20 protein-coding genes are annotated in these 19,611 nt (G+C 68.2%); 12 read left to right on the top strand and 8 right to left on the bottom strand.

Going from position 1 to position 19,611, the window contains the following annotated elements:
• The first annotated feature begins 5 nt into the window (after positions 1-5).
• Positions 6-728: a DNA repair protein RecO gene (gene recO / locus AC3ITN_RS14180; protein WP_489390912.1), complete on the top strand. Its 723-nt coding sequence runs from the start codon at positions 6-8 to the stop codon at positions 726-728.
• A gap of 204 nt (positions 729-932) precedes the next feature.
• Here recO and AC3ITN_RS14175 read toward each other — a convergent pair whose 3' ends face one another.
• On the bottom strand, positions 933-1,655 hold the full coding sequence (locus tag AC3ITN_RS14175; RefSeq protein ID WP_489390911.1) for an Hpt domain-containing response regulator: 723 nt from the start codon (positions 1,653-1,655) through the stop codon (positions 933-935).
• A gap of 137 nt (positions 1,656-1,792) precedes the next feature.
• Between AC3ITN_RS14175 and rlmD the strand changes: the two genes are divergently transcribed.
• The 10 genes from rlmD (at position 1,793) to AC3ITN_RS14125 (ending at position 9,527) form a co-directional block, all read left to right on the top strand.
• Entirely contained in the window at positions 1,793-3,127 is a 1,335-nt protein-coding gene (gene rlmD / locus AC3ITN_RS14170) for a 23S rRNA (uracil(1939)-C(5))-methyltransferase RlmD (protein WP_313343053.1), read from the top strand.
• Between the two features lies 1 nt (position 3,128).
• Positions 3,129-3,620 (top strand): CYTH domain-containing protein, encoded by a 492-nt coding sequence (locus AC3ITN_RS14165; RefSeq protein WP_489390910.1) that lies wholly within the window; start codon positions 3,129-3,131, stop codon positions 3,618-3,620.
• A 62-nt stretch (positions 3,621-3,682) separates the two neighbouring features.
• On the top strand, positions 3,683-4,372 hold the full coding sequence (locus AC3ITN_RS14160; protein ID WP_489390909.1) for a DsbA family oxidoreductase: 690 nt from the start codon (positions 3,683-3,685) through the stop codon (positions 4,370-4,372).
• A gap of 96 nt (positions 4,373-4,468) precedes the next feature.
• Positions 4,469-5,476 carry a beta-N-acetylhexosaminidase gene (gene nagZ / locus AC3ITN_RS14155; RefSeq protein WP_489390908.1) on the top strand — a complete coding sequence of 336 codons (1,008 nt, stop codon included), beginning with the start codon at positions 4,469-4,471 and terminating at the stop codon, positions 5,474-5,476.
• Positions 5,476-6,030, top strand: coding sequence for a hypoxanthine-guanine phosphoribosyltransferase (locus AC3ITN_RS14150; RefSeq protein ID WP_489390907.1), 555 nt, complete (start codon positions 5,476-5,478; stop codon positions 6,028-6,030). The genes nagZ and AC3ITN_RS14150 overlap by 1 nt, the downstream gene beginning before the upstream one ends.
• Before the next feature lie 9 nt (positions 6,031-6,039).
• Positions 6,040-6,786: an S-methyl-5'-thioinosine phosphorylase gene (locus AC3ITN_RS14145; RefSeq protein ID WP_313343067.1), complete on the top strand. Its 747-nt coding sequence runs from the start codon at positions 6,040-6,042 to the stop codon at positions 6,784-6,786.
• 88 nt (positions 6,787-6,874) lie between these two features.
• Positions 6,875-7,081 (top strand): cold-shock protein, encoded by a 207-nt coding sequence (locus AC3ITN_RS14140; protein ID WP_313343069.1) that lies wholly within the window; start codon positions 6,875-6,877, stop codon positions 7,079-7,081.
• A gap of 162 nt (positions 7,082-7,243) precedes the next feature.
• A complete protein-coding gene (locus AC3ITN_RS14135; RefSeq protein WP_489390906.1) occupies positions 7,244-7,804 on the top strand; it encodes a hypothetical protein in 561 nt (186 codons plus the stop codon).
• Positions 7,805-7,887: 83 nt separating this feature from the next.
• Positions 7,888-9,126 carry an FAD-dependent oxidoreductase gene (locus AC3ITN_RS14130; protein ID WP_489390905.1) on the top strand — a complete coding sequence of 413 codons (1,239 nt, stop codon included), beginning with the start codon at positions 7,888-7,890 and terminating at the stop codon, positions 9,124-9,126.
• Positions 9,127-9,254: 128 nt separating this feature from the next.
• Entirely contained in the window at positions 9,255-9,527 is a 273-nt protein-coding gene (locus tag AC3ITN_RS14125; RefSeq protein WP_313343073.1) for a hypothetical protein, read from the top strand.
• Between the two features lie 157 nt (positions 9,528-9,684).
• Here AC3ITN_RS14125 and pdeM read toward each other — a convergent pair whose 3' ends face one another.
• Genes pdeM through AC3ITN_RS14105 form a run of 4 tightly spaced genes read right to left on the bottom strand, consistent with a single transcriptional unit; the run spans position 9,685 to position 15,389 of the window.
• Positions 9,685-10,329, bottom strand: a complete 645-nt coding sequence (gene pdeM, locus AC3ITN_RS14120; RefSeq protein WP_489390904.1) for a ligase-associated DNA damage response endonuclease PdeM — start codon at positions 10,327-10,329, stop codon at positions 9,685-9,687.
• Positions 10,319-12,766 carry a ligase-associated DNA damage response DEXH box helicase gene (locus AC3ITN_RS14115; RefSeq protein WP_489390903.1) on the bottom strand — a complete coding sequence of 816 codons (2,448 nt, stop codon included), beginning with the start codon at positions 12,764-12,766 and terminating at the stop codon, positions 10,319-10,321. Before AC3ITN_RS14115 ends, pdeM begins: the two co-directional genes overlap by 11 nt.
• 14 nt (positions 12,767-12,780) lie before the next feature.
• Positions 12,781-14,385 carry an ATP-dependent DNA ligase gene (locus tag AC3ITN_RS14110; protein ID WP_489390902.1) on the bottom strand — a complete coding sequence of 535 codons (1,605 nt, stop codon included), beginning with the start codon at positions 14,383-14,385 and terminating at the stop codon, positions 12,781-12,783.
• A complete protein-coding gene (locus AC3ITN_RS14105; protein WP_489390901.1) occupies positions 14,382-15,389 on the bottom strand; it encodes a ligase-associated DNA damage response exonuclease in 1,008 nt (335 codons plus the stop codon). The genes AC3ITN_RS14110 and AC3ITN_RS14105 overlap by 4 nt, the downstream gene beginning before the upstream one ends.
• Positions 15,390-15,495: 106 nt before the next feature.
• Between AC3ITN_RS14105 and AC3ITN_RS14100 the strand changes: the two genes are divergently transcribed.
• Entirely contained in the window at positions 15,496-17,127 is a 1,632-nt protein-coding gene (locus AC3ITN_RS14100) for an acyl-CoA dehydrogenase family protein (RefSeq protein WP_489390900.1), read from the top strand.
• 107 nt (positions 17,128-17,234) lie between these two features.
• On the opposite strand, the gene AC3ITN_RS14095 is transcribed toward AC3ITN_RS14100, so the two are convergent.
• From AC3ITN_RS14095 to AC3ITN_RS14085, 3 genes are all read right to left on the bottom strand, one after another.
• The gene (locus tag AC3ITN_RS14095) at positions 17,235-17,639 is read right to left on the bottom strand and encodes a hypothetical protein (RefSeq protein ID WP_313343090.1); all 405 of its coding nucleotides are present in this window, start codon (positions 17,637-17,639) and stop codon (positions 17,235-17,237) included.
• Positions 17,640-17,790: 151 nt separating this feature from the next.
• A complete protein-coding gene (locus tag AC3ITN_RS14090) occupies positions 17,791-18,132 on the bottom strand; it encodes a hypothetical protein (RefSeq protein WP_313343093.1) in 342 nt (113 codons plus the stop codon).
• 124 nt (positions 18,133-18,256) lie between these two features.
• Positions 18,257-19,432, bottom strand: coding sequence for a thiolase family protein (locus AC3ITN_RS14085; RefSeq protein ID WP_313343096.1), 1,176 nt, complete (start codon positions 19,430-19,432; stop codon positions 18,257-18,259).
• Positions 19,433-19,611 lie beyond the last annotated feature (179 nt).

Below are 19,611 nucleotides of genomic sequence, written 5' to 3'. Positions count from 1 at the left end.
AGGCCATGCGCATCGAAGACGAACCGGCTTTCGTGCTGCACGCCCGCTCTTGGCGGGAAACCAGCCTGCTGGTCGAGGTGCTTACCGAACAATACGGCCGCATCGGGGTACTGGCGCGCGGCGTCAGCAGTCCGCGCAGCCAGGCGCTGCGGGCGGCGCTGCAGCCGCTGCAATGGATCCGCCTGACGGCGGTGCAGCGCGGCGAGCTGGCCCAGCTGCGCGGTGCCGAGGCGATGGATGCCGCGCCCCGCTTGACCGGCGATGCCATGCTCGCCGGCTTCTACATCAATGAACTGGTGATGCGGCTGGCGCCCCGCCAGGATCCGTTGCCGGAGCTGTTCGACCATTACGGCCAGGTCCGCCAGCGGCTGGGGGGCGCGGAATCGCTGGCCTGGACCCTGCGGCGTTTCGAGCGCGACCTGCTGGAAGCGCTGGGGTTCGGCTTCGATCTGGCCCATGGCAGCGACGGCGAACCGATCGATCCGGCGGCCCGTTATGAACTGGACCCGCTGGAGGGCCCGCGGCGGTTGCTCAGCGAGCGTGGCATGGACCCTCGCCGGGGCACGGCCACCGGCAGTGCGCTGCTGGCGCTTGCACGCGATGTGCAGCCGGGAGGCGACGACCTGGCCAGCCTGCGCCGCGGCATGCGCGCGGTGCTGTTGCATCACCTGGGCGGTCGCGGGTTGAAGTCGTGGGAAATGCTGGAGGATCTGGCGCGCCGGCGGTGATTTGCGCACCGCGTGGACACGCATGGCATGTCCCAACGCGACGGGTGCAGCCCAGCATCAACGCTCGACCCCAAACCGATCGACCCAGGGTCGTGGTGACACGCCATGCGTGTCAACGCCATGACCCTGTGCACGTAACCGAGCCATGCGTGTCAACGCCATGACCCTGTGCAGGTAACCGAGCCATGCGTGTCTGCGGGGTGCCTAATGCAACAGGGAATCCACAGCTGCGCGGAATCGGGTGTGGGCGCCGTTGGACTCCGGGGCCTGGTGCAGCTGGCGGACGGCGCGGGCCAGGCGCGCGGCGCCGACGAAACCACAACTCGCCTGCAGGCGGTGCAACTGGCCCTTCAAGGCGCCTAGATCGTGCTGCAGCACGGCCTGCGCTACCGCATCGCGCACGCCGGGCAGTTCTGCCAGGAACAGCTCGCGCAGCGCGATCAGATGGTTTCGCTGCCCATTCAGGGCGGCCAGCGCGGTGATCTCGTCCCAGTCTTCACGGTCGACGTCACTGCTGTCGGCGGACGCCTGGGCGCCGCCCGGGCTGTTCACCAGCGCCCGGCGCACGGCCTTGAGCAGCTGCTCTCGGCTCAGCGGTTTGACCAGGGTGTCGCTGAACCCGGCATCGCGAAGGCGCGCATGGATGCTGGTGTCGCCATCGGCGGTATGGGCCAGGGCAGGGGTGTCAGGCCGTGAACGGCGCAGCGCATGCAACAGCTCCGCGCCATTGCCGTCGGGCAGGTTCACGTCGATCAGCCACAGGTCGTGCAGGCCCGCCAGGCCGCGGTCCATGGCGCTGGCCAGGGAATCGGCAGTGTCCACCTGGGCGGGCAGGGTTTCCAGCGCGGCCTTGAAGAAGCCGCGGCTGATGGTGTCGTCCTCGACGAGCAGGAATCGGGGCACGGGAACCCTCGGGGTCATCTGCATTGGGGCTGCCTCCTTGTCAGCTATGCGCATATTAAACACGAAGTGGCGTGCTGCAAGCATCACAACGGCTTCCCGCGGCCCCCGGGCACCCGTATCTGCGACAATACGCACCCTTTTTGCCCGCAGCCTGTTGCCACGTGGCCCGATCCCGTTCCCGACTCGACCGTACCCCGTTCCAGACCGACATCCTCGATCTCAGCCATGACGGGCGGGGCGTTGCCCGCCGTGATGGCGAGGGCGGCAAGGTCACTTTCATCTCCGGCGCGCTGCCGGGCGAGGTGGTGCGTGCCGAACCCACCGCCCGCAATCGCCACTTCGACGAGGCCCGCACGCTGGAGGTGCTGCAGCCATCGCCGCAGCGGGTCACCCCGCGATGCCCGCATTTCGGCGTCTGCGCCGGCTGCGTGCTGCAGCACCTGGAGGAGTCGCAGCAGATCGTGGCCAAGCAGCGGGTGCTGATCGACAACCTGACCCGCATCGGCCACGTCACCCCGGGCACCGTGCTGCCGCCGCTGGTCGGCGAGAGTTGGGGCTACCGTCGCAAGGGCCGCTTCTCGGTGCGTCGCGTCGAGAAGAAGGACAAGACGCTGGTGGGCTTCCGCGAGCAGGATCCGCGCTTCGTTGCCGATCTGACCCAGTGCCTGACCGTCATTCCGGCCATCGGGCTGAAGGTGTCGGCGCTGTCGACGTTCATCGAAACGCTGGACGGCAAGCGCGATATCCCGCAGGTCGAATTCATCGCCGGTGACGATGCGATCGTGCTGACCATCCGCCACATGCTGCCGCTGAGCGACGCCGACAAGGCCGCATGGGCGGCCTTCGGTACCGAACACGGGTTCTCGATCTTCCTCCAGCCTGGTGGCGTCGAGTCGGTGCATCCGCTGGTGCCCGGCGAGGTGCCGTTGTCGTTCCGGCTGGCACCGTGGAATGTGGAACTGGCCTTCCGCCCGCTCGACTTCATCCAGGTCAATGCCACGCTCAACGAGAAGATGATCGCGTTGGCGCTGGAACTGCTCGACGCCGGTCCGGACGAGCGCGTGCTCGATCTGTTCTGTGGCCTGGGCAACTTCACCCTGCCGCTGGCGCGCACCGTGCGCGAAGTGGTCGGCGTGGAAGGCGAGGCCGGTCTGGTCGCGCGGGCGAAGGAAAACGCGGCGCGCAACGGCCTGGACAATGCACAGTTCTTTGCTGCCGACCTGACCCAGGACCAGCGCCAGGCCTCGTGGATGCGCCAGGGCTTCGACAAGCTGCTGCTCGACCCGCCGCGCTCTGGTGCGATCGAAGTGCTGCAGCAGCTGCCGCTGAAGCAGTTCAAGCGCATCGTCTACGTCAGCTGCCACCCCGGTTCACTGGCGCGTGATGCCGGCTACCTGGTCAACGAGCAGGGCTTCACGCTCGTATCGGCGGGCGCGATGGACATGTTCCCGCATACCGCCCACGTGGAAAGCATCGCGGTGTTCGAGAAGCGCTGACATGGGCATCGAAATCGAACGCAAGTACCTCGTCACCGGCGACGGTTGGCGCACCGCCGCGCATTCGGTCATCCCGATGGCGCAGGGGTACATCAACGACACCGCCTCGCTGGACAGCGGCGCGCAGAAGGCCTCGGTGCGCGTGCGCATCCAGGGCGAGCAGGCCTTTCTCAACATGAAGTCGCGCGAGATCGGCCACACCCGGCAGGAGTTCGACTATCCGATCCCGGTCGCCGACGCGCGCGCGCTGCTGGCGCTGTGCGTGGGCGGGCTGATCGACAAGCGTCGACACCTGATCCATCACGCCGGGCTGGTCTGGGAGGTCGATGAGTTCCTGGGTGAGAATGCCGGGCTGGTGGTGGCCGAAGTGGAGCTGGAGTCGGCCGACCAGGCCATCGAGCTGCCCGGCTGGGTGGGCGCGGAAGTCACCGACCAGGTCCGCTATTACAACCTGGCGCTGGCGGCGCACCCGTTCAGTCGCTGGGCGCGGTAACGGGGGGCCGGCCAGCGGCCGGCACACCTTTGTTTTTTGAGGGGTGACCCCATGTCGGTCGGATGAAAATCGATATCTGGTCCGACGTGGTATGCCCCTGGTGCTGGATCGGCAAGCATCGTTTCGAGCAGGGCCTGGCCCTGCTTGGTGACGACGCCCCGCAGGTCGAAGTGACCTGGCACCCCTTCCTGCTCGACCCGGACGCCGGCACCGCCCCGGTGCCGTTGCGCGAGGCGTATGCCGCCAAATTCGGCAGCGCCGAGCGCACCGAACAGATCCTCTCCCAGACCCAGGCCACGGCACGCGCCGAAGGCCTGCCGATGGACTTCGACCAGGGCCAGGTGCGCGTGACCACGCTGCCCGCGCACCGGCTGATGTGGCTGGCCGGGCGTGAAGGCGTGCAGGCCGCGGTGGGCGAGGCGCTGTTCCGCGCCCATTTCGTCGAAGGCCGCAACCTGGCCGATCCGCAGACCCTGGCCGACGCCGGGGCTGCCGGTGGCCTGGCGTCGGAGCGGATCGCCGCATTGCTGGCCGGTGACGAGGGCCTGCAGGAGATCCAGGCCCAGCTGTCGCAGGCCCACGCACTGGGCATTCAGTCGGTGCCCACGTTTGTGATCAACGACCGCTACGCCCTGCAGGGCGCCCAGCCGCCGGAGGCGTTCGCCCAGGCCCTGCGCCAGATCGCCGCGGACATGCCGGACCGCCCGGCGGCCGCCGACGGCCAGGCCTGCGGGCCCGAGGGCTGCGCCTGACCCGCCTGCCACGGCCGCTGGCCGTGGCCTAGCGCACATGGGTTCTGCGACAATGCGGCGGTGCGCCATGCTGGTGCCCCGTTTTGGAGATTGCCCATGCTCGTGATCGGCGTTGCCGGGACCGAACTCACTGCCCAGGAACGCGATTGGCTGCAGCACGATGCCGTGTCCGGCGTCATTCTGTTCAAGCGCAACTTCGCCTCCCGGCAGCAGGTGGCCGGGTTGTCGGCGGCCATCCGCGCCGCCGCGCCCCGGCCGGTGCTGGTCTGCGTGGACCAAGAAGGCGGGCGCGTGCAGCGCTTCCGCGAGGGATACAGCGCGCTGCCGCCGCTGCAGGGCTTCGATGCGCTGTACGCGCAGGACCCGGACGCCGCGCTGGCCCTGGCCGAACAGCACGCCTGGCTGATGGCCAGTGAAGTGCGCGCCAGCGGCGTGGATCTCAGCTTTGCCCCGGTGGTCGACCTGGGCCGTGGCAACCGCGCCATTGGCGACCGCGCCTTCAGCGCCGATCCGCAGGTCGTGGCCGCGTTCACCCGCGCCTACGTGCGCGGCATGCACAGCGTGGGCATGGCCGCCACGCTCAAGCATTTCCCCGGGCACGGCAGCGTGCTGGAAGACACCCACGTGGACAACGCCAGCGACCCGCGTCCGTTGGAGGCGCTGCAGGCGCTCGACCTGGTGCCGTTCGCGGCCGGCATCGACGCCGGTGCCGACGCGGTGATGATGGCCCACGTGGTCTACCCGCAGGTGGCACCCGAACCGGCTGGCTACTCGCCGCGCTGGATCCAGCAGATCCTGCGCGGCCAGATGGGCTTCCGCGGCGTGGTGTTCTCCGATGACATCGGCATGGCCGCGTCGTTCTCGGCCGGGGGCGTGCAGGCGCGCGTGCATGCGCATCTGGACGCCGGCTGCGACGTGGTCCTGGTCTGCCACCCGGAACTGGTGGACGACGCCCTGCGCGCGGTGGAAGGCCGCCCGCTCAATACTGCTGCGCTGCTCGGCCTGATCGGCCGTGGCGCGCTTGGCTGGGACGGCCTGCTGGCCGACACCCGCTACGGCAGCTCCCAATCCCGTTTGCTTGACACCCTTGGAAGAACCGTCTGATGCCCAACCTCACCATTTCCCAGGCCCTGGCCCAGGCCGACCTGCTGGTCGACCGTCCCACCATCGACACGGCCATTGCCGGCATCGCTGACGCCATCGCCGCCGACTACAAGGGCGAAGTGCCGCTGTTCCTGTCGATCATGCACGGTGCACTGCCGTTTGCCGGCCAGCTGGCGCTGGAGCTGGGCGCGCGTGGCCAGGACCTGCAGTTCGATTACCTGCACGCCACCCGCTACCGCGGCGAGACCACCGGCGGCGAGCTGGTGTGGAAGCACAAGCCGGCCACCGCGTTGTTCGGTCGCCGCGTGCTGCTGGTCGACGACATCCTGGACGAAGGCTTCACCCTGCAGGGCGTGCGCACCTGGTGCCTGGAGCAGGGCGCCACCGACGTGCGCATCGCCGCGCTGACGGTGAAGCAGCACGACCGCGCGCTGCCGGACGTCAAGGCCGACTACGCCGGCGTCACGTTGCCGGACCGCTACGTGTTCGGCTTCGGCATGGACGTCAACGAATCGCTGCGCGGCGTGCCGGCCATCTACGCGATGAAGGAATAAGCAGCGCCCATGGAACATATCGCTCTGGCCGTCATTGGCGGCACCGGTGTGTACAAGCTGGCCCAGCTCGATGACGTGAGCAGCCATGCCGTGGAGACCCGCTACGGCACGCCGTCCGGTCCGATCCGGGTGGGCACGCTGCTCGGCCAGCGTGTGGCGTTCCTGGCCCGCCACGGTGAAGGCCACTCGCTGCCACCGCACAAGATCAATTACCGCGCAAATCTTGCTGCGTTGCAGCAAATCGGTGCGACCCGGGTGCTCGCACTCAACACCGTGGGCGGCATCACCGAGCAGTTCGGCCCGCGCGTGCTGGCCTGTCCCGACCAGCTGATCGACTACACCTGGGGCCGCATCTCGACCCTGAGTGAAGAGCCGGGCAGCGAGGTGCTGCATGTCGATTTCGGCCATCCGTACACGCCGATGCTGCGCAGCAAGGTGCTGGCGGCGGCCAAAGTGACCGGCGTACGCCTGCACGACGGCGGCTGCTACGGCGCCACGCAGGGGCCGCGGCTGGAAACCAATGCGGAAATCGCGCGCATGCGCCGCGATGGCTGCGATCTGGTCGGCATGACCGGCATGCCCGAAGCCAGCCTGGCCCGCGAACTGGGCCTGGACTACGCCTGCCTGGCGATCGTGGCCAACTGGGCCGCCGGCTGTGGCGATGGCGACGAGATCACCATGGCCGAAGTACTGGCCAATGTGGACGCGGCTTCGGCCGGATTGCCGGAACTGATTGGCGAATTGGCACGTGGGTGATTGTCATTGCGTAACAAGCTTTGCATACTCCGCCAGTGCGCTGGTTGAGCGTACACCACCCATTCATTGAAGAAGGTCTCGCATCACCATGCCGAACGGTACCGTCAAGTGGTTCAACGACGCCAAGGGATTTGGCTTTATCTCGCCGGAGGACGGCAGCGCCGACGTCTTCGCGCACTTCTCCGCGATCAACTCCAAGGGCTTCCGCAGTCTGCAGGAAGGCCAGAAGGTCACCTATGACGTGACCTCGGGCCCCAAGGGTGCCCAAGCGTCGAACATTGTGCCGGCCGAGTGATCCACTCTGCTGCGTGCTGAGAAACCCCGCTTCGGCGGGGTTTTTTTTGTCCGAAGGCCGGGCGCGCGATCTTCATGCGCCCTGAACATCCGGTGCCTTAGGTTCGCCGTACCTGCGCTGCTCGGTGGCCAGGTGATCTGCAATGCAACGGGGGAAATGTCGATGTCTCAGCGTGTCGCTGTGGACATCGTTTTCCCGTTGGTTCGCACCATCACCTACAAGGCCATGATCATGAGCAATATCATCCGCAATGGGGATTTCAGCGCAGGGCTGTCGCATTGGAAGGCCAACCATGGCGTCGACACCGGCACGGACGGCGGGCAGTCTTACGCGCGCATTGACAAGCGCGTGGCCATCAGCCAGATGCTCGTTGGCATGCAGAGCGGCGCGGGTTGGGTGCTCCGGTTCGAGGTTGCCGAGCACCCCTTCAACCCACCGGTCCAACAGATATCGACCAAGCCCTGGGATCCGACCATTCTGTCCAACCCACATCGCCAAGCGCCGATGCTTCAAGCGGCGATGGCCCTGGAGCTGTCCCATGACGGTGGATACTGGACGGCCATGTTCGAATTCAGTGTGTATCGCCACTGGGGGCTGTCAGGGCACCGGTTCGACGTTCCCGAGGGATATGATGCAGGTCGTGTGGTGATCTGGGTCACCGACGAACCGGAGCAGCCTGACCGTTCCATGGCCGTTCGCAACGTCGAGCTCTTCAAGGTTTGAGCGTGTCGATGCGCGGGACCGGCAACCCCGGTCTCCGTTCAGATCGCCGATAATGGCGGTCCCGCACCTCGACAGGACGTCACATGCAACGCCGCACCATCGCCATCGTCGGTTACGGCACTGCTGGCCAGGCGCTCTCCGTCCTGTTGTCGCGCGATCATCACCAGGTACACGTCTTCGAGCGTGCGGCCGCCCCGGGCCCGGTGGGCGCCGGCTTCCTGCTGCAGCCAAGCGGCCTGGATGTTCTCTGGCAGATGGGCCTGCTCCCGCAGGTGCTTCAGCATGGCGCCGCCGTGCGCCGTCTGTATGGCGAAACCCCGTGCGGGCGCGCCGTGATGGATATGCACTATGCGGGCCTGCATGCGCATCTGCATGGTATCGGCATGCAGCGTGGCGCATTGTTCTCGCTGCTGGCCGACGCGTGGGAACAGCCGGGCAACCTGCAGGCCGATACCACGATCGTGGACGTGGATACCGCCAACGGCCGTGTCCGTGATGCGCGGGGACACTGGCACGGGCCGTACGATCTGGTGATCGCCGCCGATGGCTCCGCCTCGTCGTTGCGCAGCCTGGTGCAGGGCACGCGGCTGGACCGCGAGTACCCTTGGGGGGCGTTGTGGTGCCTGTTGCCGTGCGGCGACTGGGCGCACCATGACGAGCTGCGGCAGCGTTACGTGGCCGCGCGCAAGATGATCGGCCTGTTGCCGGTGGGCACCCGCCCGGGTAATCCGCAGGCGCAGCTCAGCTTCTTCTGGAGCCTGCCACGCAACCAGTTCGCACAATGGGAACAGGACGGCATGGCGCGGTGGCTGGAGGAGATCGCGACGCTGTGGCCGCAGGCGCACCTGCGCCTGCAGGATGTACCCGATGGCGCGCAGCTTGCGCGCGCCGGCTACCGCGATGCGGTGATGACGCGCTGGCATCGCGAGCGCATGGTGCTGGCCGGCGATTCCGCGCACGCGATGAGCCCACAGCTGGGGCAGGGCGTGAACATGGCCCTGATGGATGCACTGGCACTGCGCGATGCACTGCGCGCGCACGCCGACCGTGATGCGGCGCTGCAGGCCTACCAGGCGCAACGCAGCGCGCACGTGGCCATCTACCACTTCTGGAGCCGCTGGCTGACGCCGCTGTTCCAGTCCGAGCGCGATACGCTGGCGCAGGCCCGCGATGTCCTGTTCAAACCGATGGGCCGTGTGCCGGGCGGTCGCGGCCACATGCTGCGCGTGCTCAGCGGCACCCAGCGCGGCTGGTGGGGGACGCTGGGGCTGTCGCCCGGGTTCGTCGAGGCGATGACGCCGCGCGCTGCCGAACGGGCATGACGACATGACCACGCATGGCGATGAGTAGAGTGCTGTGTGAAGGCCGGAATGACGCCTGTTGACGGTGAAATCACCGTGGCCATGGGAAAAAGGAAGCGTTACTGGACCTGATCCCCAAGGAGATTGACATGTTGTTTCCGGCCGACGTTCTCGATACTGAAATATGCAAACTGCGTGGACTGCTGCAGATGTTGCACGAGGATCAGCCGGACGTGATGGAAGATATCTTCGAATTCCACGTCACCAGTCTGATCACCCACGCTTCCCCGGATCACCACGCGCGGATCCGCGCCGCCGCACGCGATATGCTGGCCGATGTGCTCAGCCGCCCGGTGCGACCCAATCCGAATGCACCGGACATCCGCCTGATGCCGGAGGTGCTGCTACCCTCGGCGGCGTAACAGCGCGGACACTGCCGACGTGAGCTGCCGACGTGGACTGCCAACCTGTAGTGCCGACTGTTAGTCGGCACACACTGCAACACGGCAAACACGGCAAACACGGCAACGCAGCAACGCAGCAACGCGCCAATGTCGACCCGTCGGTCAAGGCCCCCCGCTACCGGGCAGGAAGGGCGATGGCATCGCCCTCCACGCACGCCACCAGCTGTTCGCCCGCATCCAGTACCGGCGCGATGCCGGCGGTGAAGCGCGAGTACGCCGGCAGCACCGTCAGTCGATCGCGAAGCCAGAACGCAGGCCAACGCCGCTGCATGCCGGGCAGCTTGGCCAGCGGATGGAGATGACCGCTCAGGACGTGCAGGGCCGGATGCGGCTGCGGATCGTGGCGCAACAGGAACGGCCCTTCCTGCACCCGCTCACCCAGCAGGGTGATGCCAAGATCCGCCTTGGGCAGCACGCGGTCGTGGTTGCCGGCCAGTGCGCCGATCTCCAGCCCGGCGTGCTGCTCGCGCCAGCCCTGCCACTGCCGGTACCAGGCCGCGCGATGTGCGGCCCCGTGCAGCACATCGCCCAGGATCCACAGCGTGCGCACCGGGCGCTCGGCAACCAGCCGCGTCAACCGCTCCAGATCGTCCCCGGTGCCGCCGGTGGGCAGGCCGATGCCGGCGCGCCGGAACAGGTCCGCCTTGCCCAGGTGCAGGTCGGCGATCAGCAGCGCTTCGCGTGCCGGCCAGTACAGGGCGCGTTCGCCCAGCAGCCGGACGTTCTCACCTGCCAGGGTCATGGCCGCATCAATGGGCATGGCGCGTCTCCAGTTGGCTTGCCGCACGCAGCACGCGCGTTTTCCAGTCTTCATTGCTGAGCTGCCCACGCAGGCGCTCGGCCCACAGCGGGAATGACAGTGGCCCCAGCGTGGACGGCTGCTGCAGGCACAGCGTACGTGCCTGGCAGCGGCGCAGCGTGCTGGCCAGGCAGGCCAGGTCGAGTTGTCCATGCAGCACTTCCTGCTCGGCCAGGCCCAGCAGGAGGTGGTCCGGATCGTGCTGGCGCAGTACGTCGTACAGCAGGCCGGCCGAGGCCTGCAGCTGGCGCAGGCTGCGTGGCGTGCGCCCCGGCAGGGCCGGGATCAGCAGGCCGGAGACGCGCGCGATGTCGCGGAACTGCCGGCGTGCGAGCTCGCCGAGATTGAGGCTGTCTCGCAGGTCCTCGAACAACCCGTCCGGATGCAGCAGTGCGCGGATGCGCGCCGCATCCACCTCAACCGCACGTGCCGGCGCCAGCACGAAGCCATAGTCGTTGGCGGCATACCCGAAGGTGTTGGCCTGCAGCCGCGTCCAGCGCAGCGCCATCAGCGCGGCCAGGCCTTCATTGACCTGGCGGCCTGCAAAGGGGTACACGAACACGAACTGGCCCTCGCGCCGGCGCAGCGTTTCCACCAGCAGCAGCGACGGGCCGGGCAGGGCCGACAGGCGCGACTGCAGGCGCAGCAGGGGCGCAAGCCACTGCATCTCCGGGCTGGTTGGAGGCGCGGCAAGTACCGCTTCCATCTCCTGCCCCAGGGCCTCCGACAGCGGCAGCCGCCCGCCCTGCCAGCGCGGCACCACGCCGTCGCCGCCACGCGCCAGGCGCACATAGGCGGTGAGATTCTCCAGCCGCACCAGCTCCAGCAGGCGGCCGGCGAACTGGAAGTGGTCACCGGGGCGCAGGCGGCCAACGAACTGCTCTTCGACCGTACCCAGGCGGCCGCCGCGCATGAACTGCACCATGACGCTGCCATCGCTGGTGATCGTGCCGATCGACAGGCGGTGGCGCAGCGCCACGCGGCGATCGTGTACGCGGTACATGCCGTCGTCGTCGCGCACCACCTTGTGGAAGTCGGGATACTGCGCGAGCGCGCGCCCCCCCTGCACGATGAAGTCCAGCACGCCCTCCCACTGCGCGGTGTCCAGTGCTGCGAACGCGTGCGTGCGGCGTACCTGTGCCAGCAGTGCGTCGGCGTCGAAGCCACCCCCGAGCGCGCAGCTCACGCAGTGCTGCGCCAGCACGTCCAGCGACATCCGCAACGGGCGCCGCGCCTCGATCACGCCGTCGGCGAGCGCGCGCCGTGCCGCCGCGTACTCGACCAGCTCCAGCGCATGCGAAGGCACGCACACGATGTGTCCGGATTCACCCGGACGATGGCGTGCCCGTCCGGCGCGCTGGACCAGCCGTGCGATGCCTTTCGGGCTGCCGATCTGAAGCACCTGGTCGACCGCCGGGAAGTCCACGCCCAGGTCCAGGCTGGAGGTGGCGACCACGCAGCGCAGTGCGCCGTCGCGCAGCCCCTGCTCAACCGCGCGCCGCTGCGCCGGGTCCAGCGAGCCATGGTGCAGGCCGAGCGTGGCGGGGTCTTCGGGCCACACGGCCGTCAGCGCCTGGTGCCACAGTTCGGCCTGGGCGCGGGTGTTGGTGAACAGCAGGCTGGTGCCGACCATGAACAGTTTTTCCTGCACCCGCTGCAGCTGCGACAGGCCCAGGTGGCCGGCCCACGGGAAGCGTTCGCCCTGCGCCGGCAACAGGGTTTCCACCGCAACCGGGCGCGGCCGCGCACCCGCCACCAGAGGGGCATCGGGAAGATCGGGCAGCAGCACATCACGCGCTTCCTCCAGGTTGCCCAGCGTGGCCGACAGGCCCCACACCTGCAGCGCGGGCAGTGCATCGCGCAGCAGGCGCAGGTTCAACTGCAGCAGCACGCCACGCTTGTTGCCCAGCAGTTCGTGCCACTCGTCCACCACCACGCAGCGCAGCTGGCGCAGGTGCGCACGGGTATCGGGATAGCTCAGCAGCAATGCCAGCGATTCGGGCGTGGTCACCAGTACGTCCACGCGGCCCTCGCGCGCCAGCCGCTTGTCGCGCGCGCTGGCGTCCCCGGTGCGCAGGCCCACCTGCCAGTCCAGACCCAGTGCGGCCAGCGGCTCGCGCAACGCGCGCGCGGTGTCGCTGGCCAGGGCGCGCAGCGGGGTGATCCAGAGCACCTGCAGGGCCGGAATGCGTTTGGTCCTGCGGTCGCTGGTTGCGCGTGCTGGCTGATCGGCAAGTGCCTGCAGCAGCGGCCCGCCGAACATCGCCAGTGTCTTGCCGCTCCCGGTGGGCGTGTGCAGCAGTCCGGAGGCGCCACCGAGGTAGTGCCGCCACAGGGTCTTCTGGAAGGGCAGCGGCGCCCAGCCGCGGTTGGCGAACCAGTCGGTCAGCCGTGCCATCGCCTCGCGCCGCGTCACCGGGCCAGCGCCTGCAGCTGCGCCAGGGTGTCGGCTTCGCTGGCCGGTTTGTCGTGGCGCCAGCGCAGGATGCGCGGAAAGCGTACCGCGATGCCCGACTTGTGCCGGGTACTGCGATTGACGGCCTCGAAGCCGAGTTCGAACACCTGCTCGCCGCGCACGCTGCGCACCGGCCCGAAGCGTTCCAGCGTGTTGGCGCGGATCCATCGGTCCAGCGCCAGGATCTCCTTGTCATCCAGACCCGAATACGCCTTGGCCACCGGCACCAGCCGCTCGCCGTCCCACACCCCGAAGGTGTAATCGGTGTACAACGTGCTGCGCCGGCCGTGGCCGGCCTGCGCGTAGATCATCACCGCGTCGATGGTGAGCGGATCGATCTTCCACTTCCACCAGTCGCCACGACGGCGGCCACTCTGGTAGACCGAGCTGCTGCGCTTGAGCATCAGTCCTTCCACGCCGCGCTCGCGGGCCATCGCGCGCTGGGTCGCCGCGTCCACCCAGTCGGCGGCGACGAGCGTGGGGGACAGTACCAGCCGGGCGTCGCCCAGTGTCTCCAGCAGCAGGGCCAGCTGCGCCCGGCGTTCCGCCAGTGGTTGCTGGCGCAGATCCTCCCCGCCCAGTTCCAACAAGTCGTAGGCAAGCACGCGCACCGGTGTATCGCGCAGCGTCTTTGCACCGGGCTTGCGCCGCTGGATACGGGTCTGCAGTGCGGTGAAGGGCATGGGCTGGGCGTCATCTTCGCGCCAGGCCAGCAGTTCACCGTCGATCACCGTACCGTCCGGCAGGGCCATCGCGGCGCTCTCGATCTCTGGGAACCGGCCATCCAACCGCTCTTCGCCGCGTGACCACAAGGCAACTTCCCCCTGGCGACGCAGCAGCTGCAGGCGGATGCCGTCCCACTTCCATTCCAGCGTCCAGTCGTCGATCGCTCCCAGGCTGGACACCTCCGCTTCCAGCGGCGAAGCGAGGAAGAACGGATACGGTTGCTGCCGGTCTCCGGGCAGTTCCTCCGGGGTGAGCAGGCTGGCCAGCAGGCCGGGCGAGGGCACCCACGCGCCGAGCATGCGCTGCGCGATGCGGGCGATGTCGACGCCCGACAGCTCCGCCAGTGCCTGCTGCACCAGGCGCTGCGACACGCCCACGCGCAGCGCGCCGGTCAGCAGTTTGTTGAACACCAGCCGTTCGGCCGCGGGCAGCTGTTTCCAGCCCGTTTCGACCGCCGCACGCCGCACCGCCTCGGGTTGGTTGGCCACGGCCAGCAGATGCGTTTCGATCCACGTCGCCAACGCCCGGTCCGGCGCGCGCTCGTGCGGGTCGTCCAGCAGCAGGGTCAGGGTTTCGGCAAGGTCGCCAACCTGGTCGTAGCTGTCGGCCACCAGCCAGTCGGGCAAACCGGACGCGTCAGCGATCCAGGCACGCAGTTCGCCGCTGGAGGCAATCTTCTGGCGTGCGCCGCCGACCTTGCCGCCACTCAGCAGATACAGTGCCCACGCCGCATCATGCGGCTGCGCGTCGCGGAAATACGCGACCAGCGCGGCGCGCTTGTCCAGCGTGGCGGTGCTGCGGTCCAGCCGTTGGTACAACGCTGCAAAGGCCTTCATTCCTCGCTCCCGAAATCGGTGCGGAATGCCTCGGCGGCGATCCCGCGCTCGCGCAGGAACGGAATGAGCGCATCGGTATTGCCATGCGTGGCGATCACGCGCCGCGCACCGGTCTGTTCGATGGTCTGCAGCAGTGCCGGCCAGTCGGCGTGGTCGGACACCACGAAGCCACGATCGTAATTGCGTCGGCGGCGATTGCCGCGCAGCCGCATCCAGCCCGATGCGAAGCCGAGCTGGTGTTTGCCGAAGCGGCGCAGCCAGGTGGTACCGGCGGCCGACGGCGGTGCCAGGATCAGCTTGCCGGCGGCATCGGGTTCGCGGCCCTGCTCGGCCACCGTGTGCGTGGCCAGCATCGGGATGCCCGCTTCGCGGTACACGGCCACCCCGTTGGCGATGGCGCCGTGCAGCCACGCCGGCGGTTCGTCCAGCGGCAACAGCTCGGCCAATACCCGCTGTGCTTTGCCCAGCGCGTAGCACAGCAGGATCGCGGCCTCGCCGCGTTGTTCGCACTCGCGCCGCCAGGCCGCGATCTCGGCGGCCACCTCGCGCGTATCCTGCCAACGGTAGATGGGCAGGGCAAAGGTCGCTTCGGTGATGAATACATCGCAGGGCACCACATCGAAGGGCGCGCAGGTGGGATCGGGCTGGCGCTTGTAATCGCCGGAGGCCACCCAGACCTGCACCCCATCATCGATGCGCACCTGCGCCGAGCCCAGTACATGCCCGGCCGAATGCAACGACACCTGCACGCCGCCCAACGTGAAGCGTTCACCGTAGTCGTACGACTGAAGCGCCACGTCGCCCAACCGCCAGCGCAGGATCGGCACGCTGCTGGTACTGCAGTAGTACTCGCCCATGCCGCTGCGCGCATGGTCGCCGTGGCCGTGGGTGATCACCGCGCGCGGCACCGGCCGCCACGGGTCGATATGGAAGTCGCCTGCAGGGCAGTACAGTCCTTCCGGACGCAGTACCACCAGGTCGCTGTGTGCCACGTTCGCCGTCATGCCTGCACTGTGCCGCCGTGCTCGTGCACGAGGTGAGAATCCGGCTGAACGGCGCCTGCCGCGCGGATGCGGCAGAATCGAATTCCACCCCTGGGAGGCCTGCGTGATGACGTCTGCATTGCCCGCGTTCGAGACCCATGAGGTCGTCAACCAGCCACCGCCATTTGCGGGGCGCAATCTGTGGGCCGACGATGTAGCCCTCGCCGACGCCGTGCAGCGCGAGGGCGGCGCTGCATTCATCGCCACGCTGCAGGCCTATGGCGGTAGTGCAGGCGACGCGCTGTACCGGTTGGGCTTCGATGCCAACCGCGACCGCCCGCGCCTGCGTACCCATGATGCGCAGGGGCATCGCATCGACACGGTCGAGTTCCATCCGGCCTACCACCAGCTCATGGACGCGGCCAAGCGCCACGGCGTGGCTGGCCTGTCCTGGCAGGACGGACGCCCCGGCGCGCATGTCGCGCGCGCGGCGTTGAGTTTCCTGCATCACCAGGCCGAGGCCGGCACCAGTTGTCCACTGACCATGACGCATGCCGCGGTGGCCGTGCTGCGCCAGGATCCGGCGCTGGCCGAATGGGCCGACAAGGCAGCGGCACCGGTCTACGATCCACGCGATGTGCCGATTGCCGACAAGGCCGGCATCACCCTGGGCATGGGCATGACCGAGAAGCAGGGCGGCTCGGACGTGCGCAGCAACGCTACCCGCGCCGAGCCACGCGCCGATGGCAGCTATGCGCTGGTGGGGCACAAGTGGTTCTTCTCCGCGCCGATGTCCGATGGCTTCCTGGTGCTGGCGCAGGCGCCGGGCGGACTGACCTGCTTCCTGATGCCGCGCCGCCTTGCCGACGGCAACCGCAATGCATTCCGGTTGATGCGGCTCAAGGACAAGCTGGGCGACTGGTCGAATGCATCCAGCGAAATCGAGCTGTGCGGGGCCTGGGCGCGCCGTGTCGGCGCCGAAGGGCGCGGCGTGGCCACCATCATCGGCATGGTGATGATGACGCGGCTGGACTGCATGCTCGGCGCGGCGGCGGAAATGCGCATGGCGCTTGCCCAGGCACTGCACCACACCCGCCATCGCAGCAGTTTCGGCCGCCGGTTGTGCGATCACCCGCTGATGGCCAACGTGCTGGCCGACCTGGCGATCGAATCCGAAGCGGCCACCACATTCGCCATTCGCGTGGCCCGCGCCGTCGACCAGTCCCCGCACGATGCACACGAAGCGGCGTTCGCACGGATCGCCACCGCCGTAGGCAAGTACTGGGTGTGCAAACGGGCAGCGGTGTTCGTCAATGAGGCGCAGGAATGCCTGGGCGGTGCCGGGTATGTGGAGGAATCGATGCTGCCGCGCCTGTACCGGCAGGCGCCCCTGAATTCGATCTGGGAAGGCAGCGGCAACATCCAGTGCCTGGACGTGTTGCGCGCACTGGCGCGCGAGCCGCAGGTGCGGCCGGTGCTGCAGGCGGAACTGGAGACGGTGGTGGGGTATGACGCGGGGTATGACGATGCCTTGCAGGCCCTGTGGGCGCAGCTGTCATCCACGCCATCGGAGGCCCAGGCGCGCCTGGTCACCGAACGCCTGGCGCTGTTGTTGCAGGCGGCGGTGTTGTTGCGCGCGCGGAGTCCGGTGGCGGCAGCCTTCGTCCGGACGCGGCTGGGGGGCGAAACGGGCAGGGCGTTCGGCACGCTGCCGGATGATGTGGATCATCAGGCGATCATGGCGCGCGCCCTGCCGTAGTGCCGGGCCACGCCCGGCAACCGCACCTGTCACCGCACGAGCAAACGCCGGGCAGGGCCCGGCGTTTCCCGGGCCGACGGTCAACCCCGATCGGCCCCGACGTGCGCTCAGTGCTTGGCGGCGTCGGCGTTCTGCTTGGCATCGTCGGCCACGTCGCGGGCCTTGTCGGCAACCTTCTCCGCCGCGTTGGCCGTCGCGTCGCTGGCATGGGCGGCCGCGTCGCGTGCCGCGACCTTTGCGTCCGCAGCGGCAGCAGCCGTCGCGTCGGCGGCGCGGTCCAGCGCCGGCTGCACGTCGGCCGCAGCGCGTTCGGAGGCCGCCGCCGCTTCGTCCGCGGCGTTGCGGGTGGACGCCGCGGCCTGGTCGACCGCTTCACGGGCGGCCGCACCGGTGCTGTCAGCCGCCTGCGCCGCATCGGCGCGGGCCTTTTCTGCTTCCGGGCCTTGGCAGGCGGCGAGCGCCAGCACCAGCGAAGCGGCCAGCAGCGGGGTGGTCATCGAACGGATTTTCATGGCGGGCTCCACAGGAACTGAGAATCGGACTGCCAGCCTATTCACCCTTCCGTGAAGGTCCGGTAGGTACCCGCGGTGCGCACATGCCGCCCAAAGAAAAAGCCGCTGGCGAACCAGCGGCTTCTTCAGACTTGCTTGAAGAAAGAAGTTATTACTTCTTGGCTTCTTCAGCAGCGTCCTTGGCCTGCTCGGCGGTGGCTTCACCGGCCTTGGCAGCGTCTGCAGCGGTATCGGCAGCAGCGTCGGTGGCAGCGCCAGCAGCCTGGGCAGCGGCGTCAGCCGAAGCGTCAGCAGCGGTGGTGGCGGTGTCGGCGGCAGCCTGGGCAGCGTCGGCGGTCTGGGCGCCAGCAGCAGCGGCCTGGTCGGCAGCGACCTGGGCGTCGGCAGCGGCTTCGTTGGCCGAAGCGGCGGCGTCAGCAGCCTGTTCCTGCTTCGAGCAGGCGGTCAGAGCCAGGCCCAGGGCCATTGCGATCAGCAGCTTGTTGATGCTCATTTGTGTGAATCCTCGTCGTTAGATTAGGCAACGCGCTATTGCGCGCCCGGCAACATGATGACAAGCCACGTTGGGCTGTCAAGCGATCCCGCATTCAGTTTTGCGAAACGGGCGTTAAAATCAATCAAATCAATTCGATGGCGATAGCTGTAGCCTCACCGCCACCAATGCACAGTGTAGCAATTCCGCGCTTTGCATCACGCTTGCGCAAGGCGTTGACCAAGGTGACCACCAGACGGGCACCGGAGGCGCCGATCGGGTGGCCCAGTGCGCAGGCACCGCCATTGACGTTGACCTTGTCGTGCGGGATGCCCAATTCGCGGATGGGCGCCATCGCGACCACGGCGAAGGCCTCGTTGATTTCGAACAGGTCGACCTGGTCCAAGGTCCAGCCGGCCTTTTCGAGCACCTTGTGGATGGCGCCGATCGGCGCGGTGGTGAACCACTCCGGTTCCTGCGAGTGGGTGGCGTGGGCCACGATCCGGGCCAGCGGCTGCAGGCCGCGGGCAGCCGCATCCTCCTCGGCGAGCAGCACCACGGCGGCGGCACCGTCGGAAATGCTGGAGGAACTGGCCGCCGTGACGGTGCCGTCCTTCTTGAACGCCGGGCGCAGGGTCGGGATCTTGGCGACGTCCGAACGGCCGGGCTGCTCGTCCTGGTTGTACTCGACCTCGCCCTTGCGGCCGGCGACCTTGACCGCGACGATCTCGTCGTCGAACGCGCCCGCGGCCTGCGCGGCCTGCGCACGGCGCACCGATTCGATCGCGAAGGCATCCTGCTCCTCGCGGGTGACCTGGTACTTGTCCACCGCACATTCGGCGAACTCACCCATGGCCTTGCCATCGTAGGCATTGACCAGGCCGTCGTGGGCCATGTGGTCCACCGCCTGGAAGTTGCCGAAGCGGTTGCCGGTACGCGAGTTGGGCAGCATGTGCGGGGCGTTGGACATCGACTCCATGCCGCCGGCGACCACGATGCTGGCCGAGCCGGCCTTGATCAGGTCATGGCCCAGCATGATGGCCTTCATGCCCGAGCCGCACACCTTGTTCAGCGTGGTGGCACCGGTCGAATAGGGAATGCCTGCGGCGACAGCCGCCTGGCGGGCCGGGGCCTGGCCCAGGTTGGCCGGCAGCACGCAGCCCATGATCACTTCGGAGACGTCCGCCGCCGGTACGCCGGACTGCTCCAGGGCGGCGGCAATGGCCGTGGCGCCCAGGGTCGGGGTGGGCACGCCGTTGAACTGGCCGAGGAAGGAGCCGATGGCGGTACGTTTGGCGGCAGCGATGACGATGTTGGGCATGGCAATCTCGTTGTTGCGTGAGCGGATTCGGGACGCGTGCCGCAGGATGCGGGCGCGAATCCCGTCAGACTGCGGGGGATGACCAGTATAGAGGGTCCTGATTTGCCCCCGGTGTCCAGCCGCGGGGCGATGCCCACCGCAGGGCCTGAACCGTCGGTGGAAAGCTGTCCGGATTCCAG

This window comes from Stenotrophomonas sp. KH_036_B (genome assembly GCF_057839485.1).
This window is presented reverse-complemented; position numbering and strand designations above follow the sequence as displayed.

What these genes read in the sequence shown, in the direction of transcription:
- AC3ITN_RS14150 (WP_489390907.1), top strand. Translation starts at nt 5,476, where the DNA reads ATGCCCAACCTCACCATTTCCCAGGCCCTGGCCCAGGCCGACCTGCTG.
- AC3ITN_RS14085 (WP_313343096.1), bottom strand. Translation starts at nt 19,432, where the DNA reads ATGCCCAACATCGTCATCGCTGCCGCCAAACGTACCGCCATCGGCTCC.
- AC3ITN_RS14105 (WP_489390901.1), bottom strand. Translation starts at nt 15,389, where the DNA reads ATGACGGCGAACGTGGCACACAGCGACCTGGTGGTACTGCGTCCGGAA.
- AC3ITN_RS14135 (WP_489390906.1), top strand. Translation starts at nt 7,244, where the DNA reads ATGTCTCAGCGTGTCGCTGTGGACATCGTTTTCCCGTTGGTTCGCACC.
- AC3ITN_RS14165 (WP_489390910.1), top strand. Translation starts at nt 3,129, where the DNA reads ATGGGCATCGAAATCGAACGCAAGTACCTCGTCACCGGCGACGGTTGG.
- AC3ITN_RS14090 (WP_313343093.1), bottom strand. Translation starts at nt 18,132, where the DNA reads ATGAGCATCAACAAGCTGCTGATCGCAATGGCCCTGGGCCTGGCTCTG.
- nagZ (WP_489390908.1), top strand. Translation starts at nt 4,469, where the DNA reads ATGCTCGTGATCGGCGTTGCCGGGACCGAACTCACTGCCCAGGAACGC.
- recO (WP_489390912.1), top strand. Translation starts at nt 6, where the DNA reads ATGCGCATCGAAGACGAACCGGCTTTCGTGCTGCACGCCCGCTCTTGG.
- AC3ITN_RS14140 (WP_313343069.1), top strand. Translation starts at nt 6,875, where the DNA reads ATGCCGAACGGTACCGTCAAGTGGTTCAACGACGCCAAGGGATTTGGC.
- AC3ITN_RS14095 (WP_313343090.1), bottom strand. Translation starts at nt 17,639, where the DNA reads ATGAAAATCCGTTCGATGACCACCCCGCTGCTGGCCGCTTCGCTGGTG.
- AC3ITN_RS14130 (WP_489390905.1), top strand. Translation starts at nt 7,888, where the DNA reads ATGCAACGCCGCACCATCGCCATCGTCGGTTACGGCACTGCTGGCCAG.
- AC3ITN_RS14100 (WP_489390900.1), top strand. Translation starts at nt 15,496, where the DNA reads ATGACGTCTGCATTGCCCGCGTTCGAGACCCATGAGGTCGTCAACCAG.
- AC3ITN_RS14145 (WP_313343067.1), top strand. Translation starts at nt 6,040, where the DNA reads ATGGAACATATCGCTCTGGCCGTCATTGGCGGCACCGGTGTGTACAAG.
- AC3ITN_RS14175 (WP_489390911.1), bottom strand. Translation starts at nt 1,655, where the DNA reads ATGCAGATGACCCCGAGGGTTCCCGTGCCCCGATTCCTGCTCGTCGAG.
- AC3ITN_RS14110 (WP_489390902.1), bottom strand. Translation starts at nt 14,385, where the DNA reads ATGAAGGCCTTTGCAGCGTTGTACCAACGGCTGGACCGCAGCACCGCC.
- AC3ITN_RS14160 (WP_489390909.1), top strand. Translation starts at nt 3,683, where the DNA reads ATGAAAATCGATATCTGGTCCGACGTGGTATGCCCCTGGTGCTGGATC.
- pdeM (WP_489390904.1), bottom strand. Translation starts at nt 10,329, where the DNA reads ATGCCCATTGATGCGGCCATGACCCTGGCAGGTGAGAACGTCCGGCTG.
- AC3ITN_RS14125 (WP_313343073.1), top strand. Translation starts at nt 9,255, where the DNA reads ATGTTGTTTCCGGCCGACGTTCTCGATACTGAAATATGCAAACTGCGT.
- AC3ITN_RS14115 (WP_489390903.1), bottom strand. Translation starts at nt 12,766, where the DNA reads ATGGCACGGCTGACCGACTGGTTCGCCAACCGCGGCTGGGCGCCGCTG.